This window comes from Amycolatopsis sp. N2S4-7 (assembly GCF_058119595.1).
The window spans coordinates 6,642,510-6,656,490 of sequence record NZ_CP172299.1; the positions used below are offsets into that span (position 1 = coordinate 6,642,510).

A 13,981-nucleotide genomic window follows, 5' to 3' on the forward strand; every position below is an offset into this window, starting at 1 on the left:
GTCCGATATGACCACCGAAGCAGATGTGCTCCTCCGGCTCGCCGGCGAGATCGACAACCTGGGGCGTCGTCTCGCCCTGGTGGGTTCCGAACTGCGGACCGTCCGGGCCGAGGACGCCGAGACCGCCGAGAACGTTGAGCAGGCCGCACAGGCTGAACAGCCGAAGCAGGCACCCCAGCCGCAGCCGCAACAGCAACAGCCGAAGCAGGCACCGCAGCCGCAACCACAGCCGCAACAGCAGCAGCCTCAGCCGCAGCCCCGGCCGATGCCGCGGCCCGAGTCGGTCCCGTGGCCGCAGTACCAGTGGGAGCCGCCGCCCCAGCAGCAGTACGTCCCGCCGCCTCCGCCGCACCAGTACCCGCCTCAGTACCAGTACCAGCAGCCGTACCAGCCCGTTCCGCGCCAGACGCTGGGCGAGAAGCTCGGCAAGGAAGGCGCGGGCAGCCGCGTGCTCGCCTGGGTCGGCGGGGCCGTGACGCTGCTCGGCGTCGTCCTGCTGCTCGTGCTGGCCGTCCAGCGGGGCTGGCTCGGGCCGCTGCCGCGGGTCCTCGTCGGGGCCGGCTTCGGGCTGGCGCTGACCGGCACCGGCGTGTGGCTGCACCGCAAGCCCGCCGGCCGCACCGGGGCCTTCGCGCTGGCCGCCACCGGCATCGCGACGCTCTACCTGGACGCCGTCGCCGCGACGACGCTGTACGAGTTCCTGCCGGTGCTCGCCGGGCTCGCCGCCGGGCTGGCGGTCGCCGTCGGCGGCCTGCTCGTGGCCGTGCGCTGGGAGTCGGCGCTGCTGGCCTCCGCCGTCGTCGTCGGCTGCGTCGTGTGCGCGCCGATGATCACCCGCGGCTTCACCCCCGAACTGGTCACCTTCCTGCTGATGGTCCAGCTCGCGACGACGCCGGTGCAGCTGCGCCGCGACTGGTCGTCGCTGGCGCTCGCCGCCGGCGTCCCGCCGCTGTTCGCGTCCCTGATCAGCACCGCGGTGCTGGGCGGGGGCGGCAGCTGGGCCAACACGGCCGCGGCCGGCGGCGCCGGGGTCGTCGGCGTGACGCTCGCGCTGATCGTGCTGCACCGCCGCGAGAACGACCCCGGCGCGCTTTCGGTCCTGGCCGCGGCGGTCGTCCCGACGCTGGTCGCGGCGCTGCTGCTGCCCAAGGTCCAGGCGGTGCCGATCGCGGCGGGCGCCGGGGTCGTCCTGCTCGCCGTCTGGGCGGCTCGCCGCTGGTGGCCGGGGCTCGCCGGGCAGCTGGCCGGTCTCGCCGGGTTGCTGGCGATCCTGCAGGCGACGGTCACGCAGTTCGACGGCCCGGCCCGCGCCGGCGTGCTCCTCGGCGAGGCGCTGCTGCTGGTCGTGGCCGCGGTGGGCGGCCGCAACCGGCTCGCGCTCGGCGCCGCGTTCGGGTTCGCGGTGATCGGCGGCCTGATCGGCGTGTTCTTCGACGTCACGCCGGTCCTGCTGATCGTCCACCGGCCCCGGTCGGTCGCCGACGTCGTCGGCGCGCTCGCGGTCGCCGCGCTGATCCTGGCCGTTTCGGTGGCGCTGCCGTGGGCGGCGGCCCGGCTGGCGGTCTTCCGCGGACCGTCCGACAACCTGCCGATCTGGCTGCTCGCCGGGGTTTCGGCGCTGTACGGCGCCGCCGGGGTCGTGCTGTGCGGGTCGCTGCTGGCGGTCCCCGGCCGGACCGGGTTCCTCGTCGGCCACGCGCTGATCACGGTGTCCTGGACGATCGCCGCGCTCGTGCTGCTGCTGCGCGGGATCGACGCCGTCGCCCTGCGGGTGATCGGGCTGGTCCTGGTCGGGGCCGCGGTGCTCAAGCTGGTGCTGTTCGACCTGTCGGCGCTGGACGGCCTGGCCAGGGTCGGTGCGTTCCTCGGCGCCGGGCTGGTGCTGCTGGCGGCCGGGGCGCGGTACGCGCGGCGCGTCGCCTCGCGGTAGGGGGAAGAAAGTGTCGGTGCCCCGTGGTTACCTGGATCACCTGACCGACGACCAAGGGGCACCGACATGGCACCACCGAAGCTCGCCGACCGCGCCGGCGAATCGATCGCCTGGCTGACCACAGTCACGCCGAAGGGGCGCCCCGCGCCCCGGCCCGTGTGGTTCGTCCTCGACGGCGACGACATCGTGCTGTTCAGCGAACCCGGCACCGCGAAGCTCCGGCACATCGAGGCGAGCCCCGACGTGAGCTTCCACTTCAACAGCGACGAGCACGGTGGCTCGATCCTCGTCGTCAGCGGGAAAGCGCACGTCGAGGCGGGCAAGGCCTCGGAGGCGCCCGGGTACCTCGACAAGTACGGCGCCCACTACGCGGCGCTCGGCTTGACCGCGGACGGGTTCGACGCCAAGTACTCCGTCCGCATCCGCGTGGTGCCCGAGCGCTCCTGGGGGTTCTGACTAGAAGCCGACGTCCACGCAGGCGAGCCGGGCACCCGCCGTGCCCGCGTGGCCGGGATCGGTGTGCGTGTGCGTTTCGTGGACGACCACGGACCGTGCGCGCCGGGCCTCGAACGTCCAGTCCACTGTGGACCGAGCGAGGCCGTTGCCGAGCCGGTCGGTGGTGAAGTCGAGCCAGATCTCGTTGCGGGGGTTCGCGTACGCGGGGTCGACGGACGGCTTCACCGGGTCCGGCGCGTGCTGGAAGTGCGGCCCGGCGGCGTCGCCGGTGGCGCCGCACGGCTGGGCGTGCGCGTGGGCGCCGTAGGCCCGTCCCGGGCGCAGGCCGGTGACGACGAGCGTGGTCGCCGTGCCGGTGTCCGCGGACGAGAGGCTGAAGACGTGCGCCCGGGCGCCGGGCGGCACGAGGCCGGGGCGGTAGGTCACCGCGGGTGCGCCGGGGGCGTACGCGGTGAACGTGCCGTGCGCGGTCACGAAGTGCACGGGAGCCGGTGACGCGGAGGCGAGGCCGGGGGCGAGCACGACGGCGGCAGCGGCGAGAGCCGAGGCAGGGAGCAGACGCATGATCCTTCTCTAGCCAGCGCGAACAGGGGGCGCCATGATCTTCATGCGGACGGGTGACGGGTTTGGGTGGAAAAGTCACGTTTCTCCCATCGAGTGGGAAGTCCTGAGCGCGGTTATGGTTTTCGCGTGCCCGAACACACCGGCGAAACCCGCAACGAGCAGCTGACGCGCAACGTCGGCGAGCTGCTGCAAGAACTGCGTGTCGCGCAGGCCGGCGTGCAGATCCTCTTCGGCTTCCTGCTCTCCGTCGTGTTCACCGACCGGTTCCACGACGCCAGCGGGTTCGAGAAGTCGCTGCACCTGACCGCCGTGATGCTGGCCGTGGCGGCGACCGCCCTGCTGACCGCGCCCGCGGCGTGGCACCGGCTGCTGTTCCGGACCGGCAGCCGCGAGCGGATCCTGACCGTCGGCAACCGGCTCGTGCTGGTCGGGCTGGTCTGCCTGGCGCTGGCGATCACCTCGACGGTGGCGCTGATCGCGAAGGTCGTCTACGGCGGGATCGCCATGTTCGTCGTGGCCGTGCTGTCGGCGCTGATCTTCGGGATCCTCTGGTTCGTCATGCCGATCCGGCTGCACCCCGAGAACAACAACGGCACTCAGCCGACGGGCCCGCCCAAGTAGAGCGTGTCCTCCTGGACGAAGCAGAGCGGGTTGCCGAACGGGTCGTCCGCGTAGAAGGAGCGTTCGCCCCAGAACTGGGTCTCGATCGCGTCGTCGATCCAGCGCGGCCGGGCCGCGCGCACCCGCCCGAACGTCTCCTCGACGTCTTCGACCGCGAGGTAGATGATCCGCGGGTCCTTCTGCGGCCGCGGCTCGCGGTGTTCGAGTGGCGCCTCGACGCAGGCGAGCACGACGCCGCCGCAGGTGAAGTAGTGCCGGTTGACCGCGATCCGCTCGCCGGGGTGCCCCAGGACGTGCCCGTAGAACGCGACCGCCGTTTCGATGTCGTCGACGGGCTGGATCAGCCGGAAGACGCGTGGTCCGCTCATGCGACGAGACAGTACCGCCGCCCCCGGGGTGTTCATCCGCTGTTCGGCGGTAGTTGCCGGGCCGGTCGGGCGGCGCCCGTAGCTTCCGGCGCGTGACTGACACTTCCCGCCGGATCTTCCTGCGCGGCGCCGGCCTGCTCGGCGCCGGAGCGGCCGTGGCGAGCCTCCCCCACGTCCTCGGCGCGCCCGCCGCCGAAGCGCTGGGCCGGCACCGCCCCGACCCCGACGATCCGCGTTTCACGCTCGTGGTCATGCCGGACACGCAGTACCTGTTCGACGAGGACCGCGGCGACGCGGCCCCGCTGGACGCCTCGCTGCGCTACGTCCTCGACGAGGTCGACGACAACGTTGTCTTCCTCGCCCACCTCGGTGATCTCACGCAGAACGGCCGCGCGGACGAGTTCGCCCGCATCAGCCGGTCGTTCCAGGCCCTCGACCGCCGCCGGTTCCCGTACAGCACCCTCGCGGGCAACCACGACATCGACGGGTCGAAGGACGACCAGCGCGGCGCTTCGCCGTACCTCGACGCGTTCGGCCCGCAGCGCCAGCGCAACTCGCCGACGTTCCGCGGAGCGTCCAAGGACGGCTACAACAGCCACCACGTCTTCCGCGGCGGCGGCCGCGAGTGGCTGCTGCTCGCCCTCGACTGGCGGCCCTCGGCGGGCGGCCTGAACTGGGCGAAGCAGGTCCTCGCGCAGCACCCGAACCTGCCGGCCATCCTCACCATCCACGAACTGGTCTGGGCCGACGACGACGGCCAGGCCCAGTTCTCGACGTTCGGCGAACACGTCTGGAAGGAGCTGGTCGAGGGCAACGACCAGATCTTCCTCACCCTCAACGGCCACTACTGGCCGACCGGGCGGACCGTCCGCAAGAACGCCGCCGGCCACGACGTCCACGTCCACATCGCCAACTACCAGGACCGCTACTACGGCGGCAGCGCGATGATCCGGCTCTACCAGTTCGACCTCGCGCGCGGCGTGATCGACGTCCGGACGTTCTCGCCGTGGCTCGCCGCGCAGGACCACCTGACCGAGATGCAGCGGGTCGAGGTCGAGCGCAGCGGCGCGTCCGACTACTTCAGCTTGGAGATCGACTTCGCCGAGCGCTTCCAGGGGTTCGCGCCGGTGCCGGTTCCGCCGGGACGGCCGGCGAAGCAGCTGCTCGTCCCGGGCACGGTCGCCTACTGGCGCTTCGAGGGCGGGCAGGACGGCAAGCCGGTGCCGGACGACGTCGTCGTGCGCGACCAGACCGGCCGCGGCAACGACCTCACCCGCGTCACCGCGCCCGGCAGCGGGCCGGACGCGCTGAAGTTCTCGAGCGAGTTCTCGCCGCGGCAGCCGTCGCGAGCCAGCCTGCGGTTCGACGGCGGCCGTGACCCGAGCCGCGGCGCGTACCTGCGCACGGTCGACGCGGCGCCGATGAACCGCCTGAAGTTCGAGCGCGGGTACACCGTCGAAGCGTTCTTCCGGCTCCCGGCGGACTTCAAGGACGGTCACCACGGCTGGTGCGGGCTGTTCGCCCGGCAGGGCAGCGGCGCCGCCGCCGGCAAGACGGGCGACAACCCGAAGGAGTCGGCCGCCACACTGTCCCTTTCGGACGGTGGCGAGCTGCAGTGGGCGGTGTACCCGCTGAACCAGGACCGGACCTCGACGAACTGGGGCCACGAGCTGCCGGTCGAGAAGTGGTGGCACGTCGCCGTGGTCAACGACGGCAAGCGCACGGTCGTGTACGTCGACGGCTGCCCGGTGGTCCGGAACCCGGCCACGCCGGCCGTCGGGCTCGCCGACCCGGGCGGGTCGTGGCTCGTCGGGGCCTCGTCCTACGACGGGAAGGTCGACCGGAGCTTCGCCGGGCTGCTGGGTGACGTGCGGGTGGTGGACCGGCCGCTGAACCCCCGCGAATTCATGCTGGGCTGAGGGACTTGACAGCGGGTGGACAATAAAAAATCGACGTGCTCTCCGTCAGGAACCGGAGAACTCGCCGAATGTTCCATTAGTCTAACCGCTGTGAGGGGAACTTGTCAAATCAGGGGTACGACGAGGAATTGCGGGCCGAGCGCGCGTACGTCTCCGGGCTGTACGCGCGTCTCGACCGCGAACGCGAGCAGGCGCGGGCCCGTTACCGCACCGCACTCGGGGAAACCGGCATCGCGCTGGTGGAGCGCGATGCCGACGTCCGGATCCGCGCGCGGGAGACAACGCGGCTGAACGTCGCGGACAACGGGCTCTGCTTCGGCCGGTTGGACGCCCTTTCGGGCGAACGGAGTTATGTCGGCCGGATCGGGCTCTTCGACGACGAAAACGATTACGAACCCCTCCTGCTGGATTGGCGGGCACCGGCGGCGCGGCCGTTCTACACCGCCACCGCCGTGACGCCGGAAAACATGCGGCGTCGTCGGCAGTTCCACGCGATGGGGCGCCGGGTCACCGGTTTCACCGACGAGGTACTGGGACGTCCGGACGACGGCTTGTCCGGGGAGCCGGCCCCCCAGGAGTGTTTCAGCGCCCGCGGGGACGCGGCGCTGCTCGCCGCCGTCAACGCGCCGCGCGGCGAGGGCATGCGCGACATCGTCGCGACGATCCAGGCCGAGCAGGACGAGATCATCCGGCTCGGCCACGCGGGGGCGCTGGTGGTCGAGGGCGGGCCGGGCACCGGCAAGACGGCCGTCGCGCTGCACCGCGTGGCGTACCTGCTCTACACCCGCCGCGCGCGGATGTCGCGCACCGGCGTGCTGGTGGTGGGGCCGAGCCCGCTCTTCCTCGACCACATCGGCCGCGTGCTGCCGTCGCTCGGCGAGTCGGACGTGGTCTTCATGACCACCGGCGACCTCGTGCCCGGGCTGCGCGTCATGGCCGAAGACCGGCCGGAGGTCGCGCGGGCCAAGGGATCGCTGAAGATCCTGGACGTCCTCGCGGCCGCGGTCGCCGACCGGCAGAAGGTGCCGGACGAGCCGGTGCCGGTCGAACTGTCCGACGTCACCGTGGACCTCGACCCCGGCATCGCCGACGAAGCCCGGCTCGAAGCGCGCCGGTCGGGGCTGCCGCACAACGAGGCCCGCCCGGTGTTCCGCGAGCACGTCGTGGCGCTCCTGGCCGAGCGGGCCGTCGCGCAGATCGGCGAGGGCTGGTTGACGCGGGAAGACCGCGGGGCGTGGGCCGACCTCCGCGCCGACGTCCTCGAAGAGCTGGAGGAGCACGAAGAGCTCGACGCCACGCTCAGCGGCCTCTGGCCGGAACTGACGCCGGAGACGCTGCTGGCGCCGCTGTACATGTCGCCGCGCCGGCTCGAGGCCGCCGGTGCCGATCCGGCGTTGTTCCGGGCCGACGGCGCGGCCTGGACGGTGTCCGACGTGCCCTTGCTCGACGAGCTGGCCGACCTCCTCGGCCGGGACGACTCGGCCGAGCGCGCCGCCGCCCGGCGCCGGGCGGCGGAGCACGCCGAGTACTCCGCCGGCGTCCTGGAGCTCATGAAGCTGGACCGGGAGGAGATGGACGAGGACATCATGCTGGCGGCCGAGAACCTGACGGACGCCGAAGACCTGGCCGGCCGGTTCGCCGAACGCGACACCCGCGACCTCGCCGAGCGCGCGGCCGCGGACCGCGACTGGACGTACGGGCACGTCGTCGTCGACGAAGCCCAGGAGCTGTCCGAAATGGACTGGCGGGTGCTGATGCGGCGGTGCCCGAGCCGCTCGTTCACGATCGTCGGCGACCTCGCCCAGCGGCGCTCGGCGGCGGGCGCGACGGCGTGGGCGCCGATGCTCGAGCCGTACGTCGGCGACCGCTGGCAGTACCGCGAGCTGACCGTCAACTACCGCACCCCGGCGGAGATCATGACCATCGCCGGTGCGCTGCTCGCGGAGTTCGCCCCGGACGCACGGCCGCCGGAGTCGGTGCGCGCGTGCGGGGTCCGACCGTGGTCCAGACGACTTGCGGATGGCGAATTGCCGGACGCCATCGGCGAATTCGTCCGCGACGAAGCCGGCCGCGAAGGCACCAGCGTCGTGATCGGCCCGCCGGGCGTGCCCGGCACGATCCCGCCGTCGGCGGCCAAGGGCCTCGAGTTCGACGCGGTCCTCGTCGTCGAGCCCGAGCGGATCCTGGCCGAGGGCTCGCGTGGCGCGGCGGAGCTGTACGTCGCGCTCACCCGCGCCACGCAGCGCCTCGGCGTGCTGCACCGGGAGCCGCTCCCGGCGGCGCTGAGCGGGCTCGTCGAGGCCGGCGTGCCCGTGCGCGCCGGGCACCGCCGGTTCCTGTAGCCGAGCGGGGGTGGCGGGCGGAGGCCCGTCACCCCGGCCGCTACGCCGTCAGCCGGCCCCAGGAGTAGTTCTGCTTGGCCAGCTTCAGGTACACGAACAGCTCGGTCCCGGAGACGCCCTCGATCTTGCGGATCTCCTCGCCGAGCACCTCGAGCATGTGGTCGTCGTCCCGGCAGACGAGCTCGGCCAGCAGGTCGTACCGCCCGGCGCACAACACCACGTAGTGCACGTTCGGCAGTTCGGACAGCTTGTCCGCGACGGCACGGGGATCAGCGCCGTCGACGCTGATCCCGACCATGGCCTGCCGCGTCAGATCGACGTTGGCGGGGTCGGTCACCGCGACGATCTGCATGAGGTCGTCGCGCAGCAACCGCTGCACGCGCTGGCGGACGGCTCCCTCCGAAAGCCCGACCGCCTTGGCGAGCGCGGTGAACGACGCCCGGCCGTCTTCCTGGAGCAGGGCGATCAGTGATCTGTCCGTGTTGTCCAGCGCGCGCGCACGTGTTTCGTCACCCATGCCGTCCCTCCCTGTGTTTCGGCATGTGATTTGTCAAGTGCGCAGCGTATCGAGACCTGACCAGAAAGCGAGACCCCTGGGCCAGCTTCACGTGATCCGGCGCGCACGTCGCGATCAGCCGAGGAATCGGTGGCGGACGACGAAAATCACACGGCTTTCCGAGGCGGTTCTGTGCGCCCGCGCACAGCAGTACCCGCCCCGGCGCCGTCGGCGGGTACGTTCTGGCGGTTTGCCGAGATCGGGAACACCAGGAGGACGAAGGCAATGTCGGAGGCCGTGGCGCTCGGCGTCGCTCCCGCCGTACCCGCGAAGGGCCTGCGCGGCGGCGCGCTGGGCATGGTGTCGTCGATGGTCATCGGGATGTCGTCGACCGCGCCGGCGTACTCGATCGCGGCCACGCTCGGGCTGATCGTGCTGGCCGGCACCGGGTTCAAGGCGGCCGCCTTCGTGCTGCTGTCGTTCGTGCCGGTGCTGTTCGTGGCGGTCGCGTTCCGCGAGCTGAACACCGCGGAACCCGACTGCGGCACCAACTTCACGTGGGCGGCGCGGGCGTTCGGCCCGCACGCCGGGTGGTTCACCGGCTGGGTCGTCACGGTCGCCCAGCTGCTGGTGATGAGCAGCCAGTCCGCGCTCACCGGCCGGTACACGCTGCTGCTGTTCGGCGCGACGGACGCGGCGGAGAACCGCTGGATCACGACGGCGATCGGTGCCGCGTGGCTGCTCGCGTTGTGCTGGCTCTGCTACCGCGGCATCGAGGTGTCCGCCCGGGCGCAGTGGATCCTGCTCGGCGTCGAGCTCGCCGTGCTGGTGCTGTTCTCGGTCGTCGCGCTGGTCCGCGTCTTCGACGGCACGGCCGGGCCGCAGGCGTCGGTCCCGAGGCTGGACTGGCTGTGGCCGGGCGGGGTCGGCGCCGGCACGGCGGTTTCGGCGGTGCTGCTGGCCGTGTTCATCTACTGGGGCTGGGAAAGCTCGCTGTCGGTCAACGAGGAGTCCGCCGACCCGCGCCGCGCGCCGGGCCGCGCCGCGGTGCTCTCGACCGTCCTGCTGGTGCTGAACTACCTGCTCGTCACGGTGGCCGCGCTGGCCTTCGCCGGGGTCGGCGCGGACGGCATCGGGCTGGGCAACGAGGCCGGCTCCGACGACGTCCTGGCCGGCCTGGGCGCCGCGGTCTTCGGCGACGGCACGACCGGCAAGGTGCTGGGCGTGCTGCTGATCGTCTCGGTGCTGACCAGCGGCGCGGCCACCAGCCAGGCGACGATCATGCCCGCGGCGCGCACGACGTTGTCGATGGCCAGCCACGGCGCGCTGCCCCGCGTCTTCGCGCGGGTGCACCCGCGGTTCCGGACGCCGTCGGTGGCCACCTGGGCGTTCGGGCTCGTGTCGCTGGCCGGGTACGTGCTCCTCGCGCTGCTCAGCGACAACGTGCTGTCGGATTCGGTCGACGCGGTCGGGCTGACCATCGCCATCGAGTACACGATGACGGCGCTGGCCTGTGTCTGGGTGTTCCGCCGGACGCTCTTCGCGAGCGTGCGCCACTTCGCGCTGCGCGGCCTGCTGCCCTTCCTCGGCGGGGTGTTCTTCCTGGCCGTGCTGGTGTTCGCGCTGATCGAGTACGCGCGGCCGGACGCGGGCGAGACGACGGTGTTCGGCATCGGCGGGGTCGCGGTGATCGGCGTGGTGTCGATCGTGCTCGGGGTGCCGCTGATGTTCGCCGTGCACCGGGCCTGCCGCGACTTCTTCGCCGGCCGCCGCCTGCCGCGCGGGGCCGTTCCGCGCGGCGGCGACGTCATCGAGCCGGTCTAGAACCAGGCGTCGAGCGCGGTGGCCAGGGGGCCCTCGCCCGCCCAGGCGATCATGCCGTCCGGCCGGAGCAGCAGCGGTCCGGGGTTCGTCACGCGGACGACGTCGACGCGAGGGTCGTCCAGGGGATCCGTCGTCAACAGGAGACCGCGGCCCGTGCGCGTGTGCTCGTGCAGCCGGGAGCGGTGGCCGTCGTCGTGGACGAGTTCGAGGTCCGGGCAGTGTTCGCCGACCGGCGCCGGGGCGGGGTAAGGAAATTCGTACCGCTCGCGCACCCCGGACAGCAGATCCGCGAAGTACTTGTTCGCCTCGGGCAGGTCCATGATTTCCGCGACGATCTCGCGCAGGGCGTCGACGTGCGGCCCGGGGGCGAGCAACGCCGACTGTGCGCGCGTGTTGCGTAGCACCGCTTCGCCCGCCGGGTGCCTTTCGCGCGTGTACGTGTCGAGGAGCGCTTCGGGCTTGTCGCCGCGAATCACGGCGCCGAGCTTCCAGCCGAGGTTGGCCGCGTCGAGCAGGCCGAGGTTGAGGCCCTGGCCGCCGCTCGGCGAGTGCACGTGCGCGGCGTCGCCGGCGAGGAACACGCGGCCGAGCCGGTAGGTGGCGGCCTGGCGGGCCTGGTCGCCGAACCGTCGCCCGTCGGTGATCTCTTCGACGACGACTTCCTGCCCGGTGACCCGGCGGATCGCCGCGGCCAGTTCGTCCGGCGTCACCGGCCCTTCGCGCTCGGGGCCGGCCGGCTCCGAGACGCCGGCCATGCTGCCGCCGTACATGAAGGCGCCGCCGGTGTAGCGGCCGCTCGGCGGGACGTCGCCCGCGAACCGCACCCGGCCGGCGATCGTCCGGAGCAGCGCGGGTGTGCCGGGGAAGTCGAAGCCGGCCAGCTTGCGGACGGTGCTGCGGCCGCCGTCGCACCCGACGAGGTACTTCGCGCGCCAGGTCTTCCCGGCCGTCACCGTGACTCCGTCCACATCGGACTCGCACGCGGTGACCTCGTGCCCGCGCAGCACCCGGACGCCCTCGGCGTGCTTCGCGAGGACCCGTTCCAGCTCGGGCTGCCAGATGTTCGTGCGCGGCCGGCCGGAGTCCGGGACGATCTTGAAGATGCTCGCGAAGTGCCCGCGGGTACTGCCGTGGTCGCGGGCGAGGTCCTTCGTGCCTTCGGCGTCGGCTTCGGCGAGCTGGTCGCCGAGGCCGCGTCGCCAGAGCGCCTCGGTCGCCAGTGCGCCGAGGCCGCGCGCCTTCGTCTCTTCGGACGGCGCGGGAAGCCGTTCCAGTACCAGGGGTTCGACCCCCGCCAGCTCGAGCTCCGCCGCGAGGAACAGGCCCACCGGGCCCGCTCCCACGACGATCACGTCGGCATCCATGCGTTCTCCTTAACTTGTTAAGGTGATAGTGTCCTTAACTAGTTCAGGCGTCAAGGAGGAGCATGCCGCTCGAGGTCGCCGACGCGGTGCGCGTCGCGCTGAAACTGCTGGAAGACGAGGGTTTGGACAAGCTGACCGTCCGACGGCTCGCGAGCGAGCTGGGCGTCAAGGCGCCCGCGTTGTACTGGCACTTCCGCAGCAAGCGCGCCCTGCTCGACCACCTGACGGACACGATCGTGGCGCCGGTCGTCGCCGGGCTGCCGTCCGGTGGGCCGTGGCTGCAGTGGGTCGAAGAAGCGGCCTTCGCGCTGCACGCGGCGTTGCTCGCGCACCGCGACGGCGCCCGCGTCGCGCTGGGCGCCGACCTCACCACGGCCCGCGCGCTCGGCGAACTCGCCGAGCGCGCGGTCGGGGTGCTGCACGAAGCCGGCTTCCCGCTCGGCGAAGCCACGCGCGCGGCCGGGGTGCTGGTGCACTTCGTGCTCGGCCGGGCCGTCGAGGACCAGACGCGGCCACAGCCGTCCGAAGAGGCGGCGCTGATCGCGCTGGATTCGTTCCCGTTCCCGCTGATGGCCCGTGGCCTGCGCGAACGGGCCGGCTCGACGGTCGAGGACGACTTCCGGTACGCCCTCGGCGTGCTGCTCGCCGGACTCGAAGCCGTCAGTGCCCGGGCCTAGCCCAAGTCGCGACGGCTGAGGTCCTCCTCGGTTTCGCGGCGCACCAGCAGCGTCGCGACACCGTCGCGGACGCCGACCAGCGGCGGCCGCCCGACCTGGTTGTAGTTCGACGCCAGCGAGTGGTGGTACGCGCCGGTGCACGGCACGGCCAGCAGGTCACCGGCGTGCAGGTCGCCGGGGAGTTCGATGCCGTCGGCGAGGACGTCGCCGGCTTCGCAGTGCCGTCCGACGACGGTCATCGGCGTGCGCTTCGCGGTGGACCGCCGCCCGACCAGGCGCGTCGTGTAGCGCGCGCCGTAGAGCGACGGGCGCGCGTTGTCGCTCATCCCGCCGTCGACCGCGACGAACGTGCGGCTGCCGCGCTTGACCGCGCAGACGCGGTACACGGTGATCCCGGCCGGCCCGACGAGCGCCCGGCCCGGCTCGATCGTCAGGCGTGGCAACGGGAAGCCGTGCGCCGCGCATTCGTAGGCGAGCGCCACCCGCAGGCGTCGCGAGTAGCCGCCGAGGTCGAACGCGGGCTCGCCGCCGACGTACGGCACCGCGTGCCCGCCGCCGAGGTCGAGCTCCCGCAACGTGACGCTGTGGACGTCGCGGATCCGGACGAGCACCTCGGCCATCCGCCGCGCGGCGGCCTCGTACCGGTCGACCCGGGACACCTGCGAGCCGATGTGGCAGTGCAGGCCGGCGAGCCGCAGCCCGGGCTGGGCGAGCACGGCCCGGACGGCGGCGTCGACGTTGTCGGGGACGCCGTCGAGCAGCGAGAAGCCGAACTTCTGGCCTTCGGTGCCGGTGCTGATGGCCGCGTGCACCCCGGCCGCGACCCCCGGCGTCACCCGGATCATCACCTGCTGCGCGCCCGGGGCGAGGGCGCCGAGCTGCTCGATCTCGTCGAGCGAGTCGACCACGATCCGCCGGACGCCGTACTCGAGAGCGGCCTTCAGGTCTTCGGGCGTCTTCGCGTTGCCGTGCAGCAGCATGCGCTCCGCGGGGAAGCCGATGGAGCGCGCGACGGCGATCTCGCCGGCGGAGCAGGTGTCGAGCGACAACCCCTCTTCGGCGACCCAACGCAGTACAGCGCGCGTACACAGCGCCTTGCTCGCGTACGCGACTTCGACGTCCGGGAGCGCTCGCCGGTACTCGCGCGCGGTGTCGCGGACCTGCTGCTCGTCGATGAGGTACGACGGCGTCCCGAAGCGAGCGGCGAGGTGGCTGACCTTCGCGCCGGCGAAGAGCAGTTCGCCGTCTTCGCCGAGTCGGGTGCTTCGCGGCCAGACTCCTGGCTCGAGGTGATCGGCGGCTTCGCAGCCGAGGCTGGGAAGAAGCTCGCTAAGCGTCACGGGGTGCCTCCGGGCATCACGGCGGATCGGACTCCGTCAGAACACCGCCGTCGTGGCCCGCCCGACGCTCCTCTGAATGC

The 13,981-nt window shown here is 72.4% G+C and carries 12 protein-coding genes; 7 read left to right on the forward strand and 5 right to left on the reverse strand.

The window, feature by feature from the left end; all coding sequences use genetic code 11:
- The first annotated feature begins 7 nt into the window (after nt 1-7).
- Nucleotides 8-1,930, forward strand: a complete 1,923-nt coding sequence (locus tag ACH54P_RS31415) for a DUF2339 domain-containing protein (RefSeq protein ID WP_489906937.1) — start codon at nt 8-10, stop codon at nt 1,928-1,930.
- Nucleotides 1,931-1,996: 66 nt separating this feature from the next.
- Entirely contained in the window at nt 1,997-2,386 is a 390-nt protein-coding gene (locus tag ACH54P_RS31420; RefSeq protein ID WP_489906938.1) for a TIGR03667 family PPOX class F420-dependent oxidoreductase, read from the forward strand.
- Here the strand turns inward: ACH54P_RS31420 and ACH54P_RS31425 are convergent, their stop codons facing one another.
- The gene (locus ACH54P_RS31425; RefSeq protein WP_489906939.1) at nt 2,387-2,950 is read right to left on the reverse strand and encodes a superoxide dismutase; all 564 of its coding nucleotides are present in this window, start codon (nt 2,948-2,950) and stop codon (nt 2,387-2,389) included.
- A gap of 126 nt (nt 2,951-3,076) precedes the next feature.
- Between ACH54P_RS31425 and ACH54P_RS31430 the strand changes: the two genes are divergently transcribed.
- Nucleotides 3,077-3,571 carry a DUF6328 family protein gene (locus tag ACH54P_RS31430; protein ID WP_489906940.1) on the forward strand — a complete coding sequence of 165 codons (495 nt, stop codon included), beginning with the start codon at nt 3,077-3,079 and terminating at the stop codon, nt 3,569-3,571.
- Here the strand turns inward: ACH54P_RS31430 and ACH54P_RS31435 are convergent.
- Complete coding sequence (locus ACH54P_RS31435) at nt 3,547-3,939, reverse strand: VOC family protein (protein WP_489906941.1); 393 nt, start codon at nt 3,937-3,939, stop codon at nt 3,547-3,549. The genes ACH54P_RS31430 and ACH54P_RS31435 overlap by 25 nt on opposite strands.
- Before the next feature lie 92 nt (nt 3,940-4,031).
- Between ACH54P_RS31435 and ACH54P_RS31440 the strand changes: the two genes are divergently transcribed.
- A complete protein-coding gene (locus tag ACH54P_RS31440) occupies nt 4,032-5,858 on the forward strand; it encodes a laminin G domain-containing metallophosphoesterase family protein (protein ID WP_489906942.1) in 1,827 nt (608 codons plus the stop codon).
- A gap of 101 nt (nt 5,859-5,959) precedes the next feature.
- Nucleotides 5,960-8,200 carry an RNA polymerase recycling motor ATPase HelR gene (helR, locus tag ACH54P_RS31445; protein ID WP_489906943.1) on the forward strand — a complete coding sequence of 747 codons (2,241 nt, stop codon included), beginning with the start codon at nt 5,960-5,962 and terminating at the stop codon, nt 8,198-8,200.
- Nucleotides 8,201-8,240: 40 nt separating this feature from the next.
- On the opposite strand, the gene ACH54P_RS31450 is transcribed toward helR, so the two are convergent.
- Nucleotides 8,241-8,717, reverse strand: coding sequence for an Lrp/AsnC family transcriptional regulator (locus tag ACH54P_RS31450; protein ID WP_489906944.1), 477 nt, complete (start codon nt 8,715-8,717; stop codon nt 8,241-8,243).
- A 264-nt stretch (nt 8,718-8,981) separates the two neighbouring features.
- Here ACH54P_RS31450 and ACH54P_RS31455 point away from each other — a divergent pair, with 264 nt between their 5' ends.
- Nucleotides 8,982-10,520: an APC family permease gene (locus ACH54P_RS31455; protein WP_489906945.1), complete on the forward strand. Its 1,539-nt coding sequence runs from the start codon at nt 8,982-8,984 to the stop codon at nt 10,518-10,520.
- Here the strand turns inward: ACH54P_RS31455 and ACH54P_RS31460 are convergent.
- Nucleotides 10,517-11,884, reverse strand: coding sequence for an FAD-dependent monooxygenase (locus ACH54P_RS31460; RefSeq protein ID WP_489906946.1), 1,368 nt, complete (start codon nt 11,882-11,884; stop codon nt 10,517-10,519). The two genes, ACH54P_RS31455 and ACH54P_RS31460, sit on opposite strands and share 4 nt — an antisense overlap.
- A gap of 62 nt (nt 11,885-11,946) precedes the next feature.
- Here ACH54P_RS31460 and ACH54P_RS31465 point away from each other — a divergent pair, with 62 nt between their 5' ends.
- Nucleotides 11,947-12,561 (forward strand): TetR/AcrR family transcriptional regulator C-terminal domain-containing protein, encoded by a 615-nt coding sequence (locus ACH54P_RS31465; RefSeq protein WP_489906947.1) that lies wholly within the window; start codon nt 11,947-11,949, stop codon nt 12,559-12,561.
- Here the strand turns inward: ACH54P_RS31465 and lysA are convergent.
- On the reverse strand, nt 12,558-13,901 hold the full coding sequence (gene lysA, locus ACH54P_RS31470) for a diaminopimelate decarboxylase (protein WP_489906948.1): 1,344 nt from the start codon (nt 13,899-13,901) through the stop codon (nt 12,558-12,560). The two genes, ACH54P_RS31465 and lysA, sit on opposite strands and share 4 nt — an antisense overlap.
- Nucleotides 13,902-13,981 lie beyond the last annotated feature (80 nt).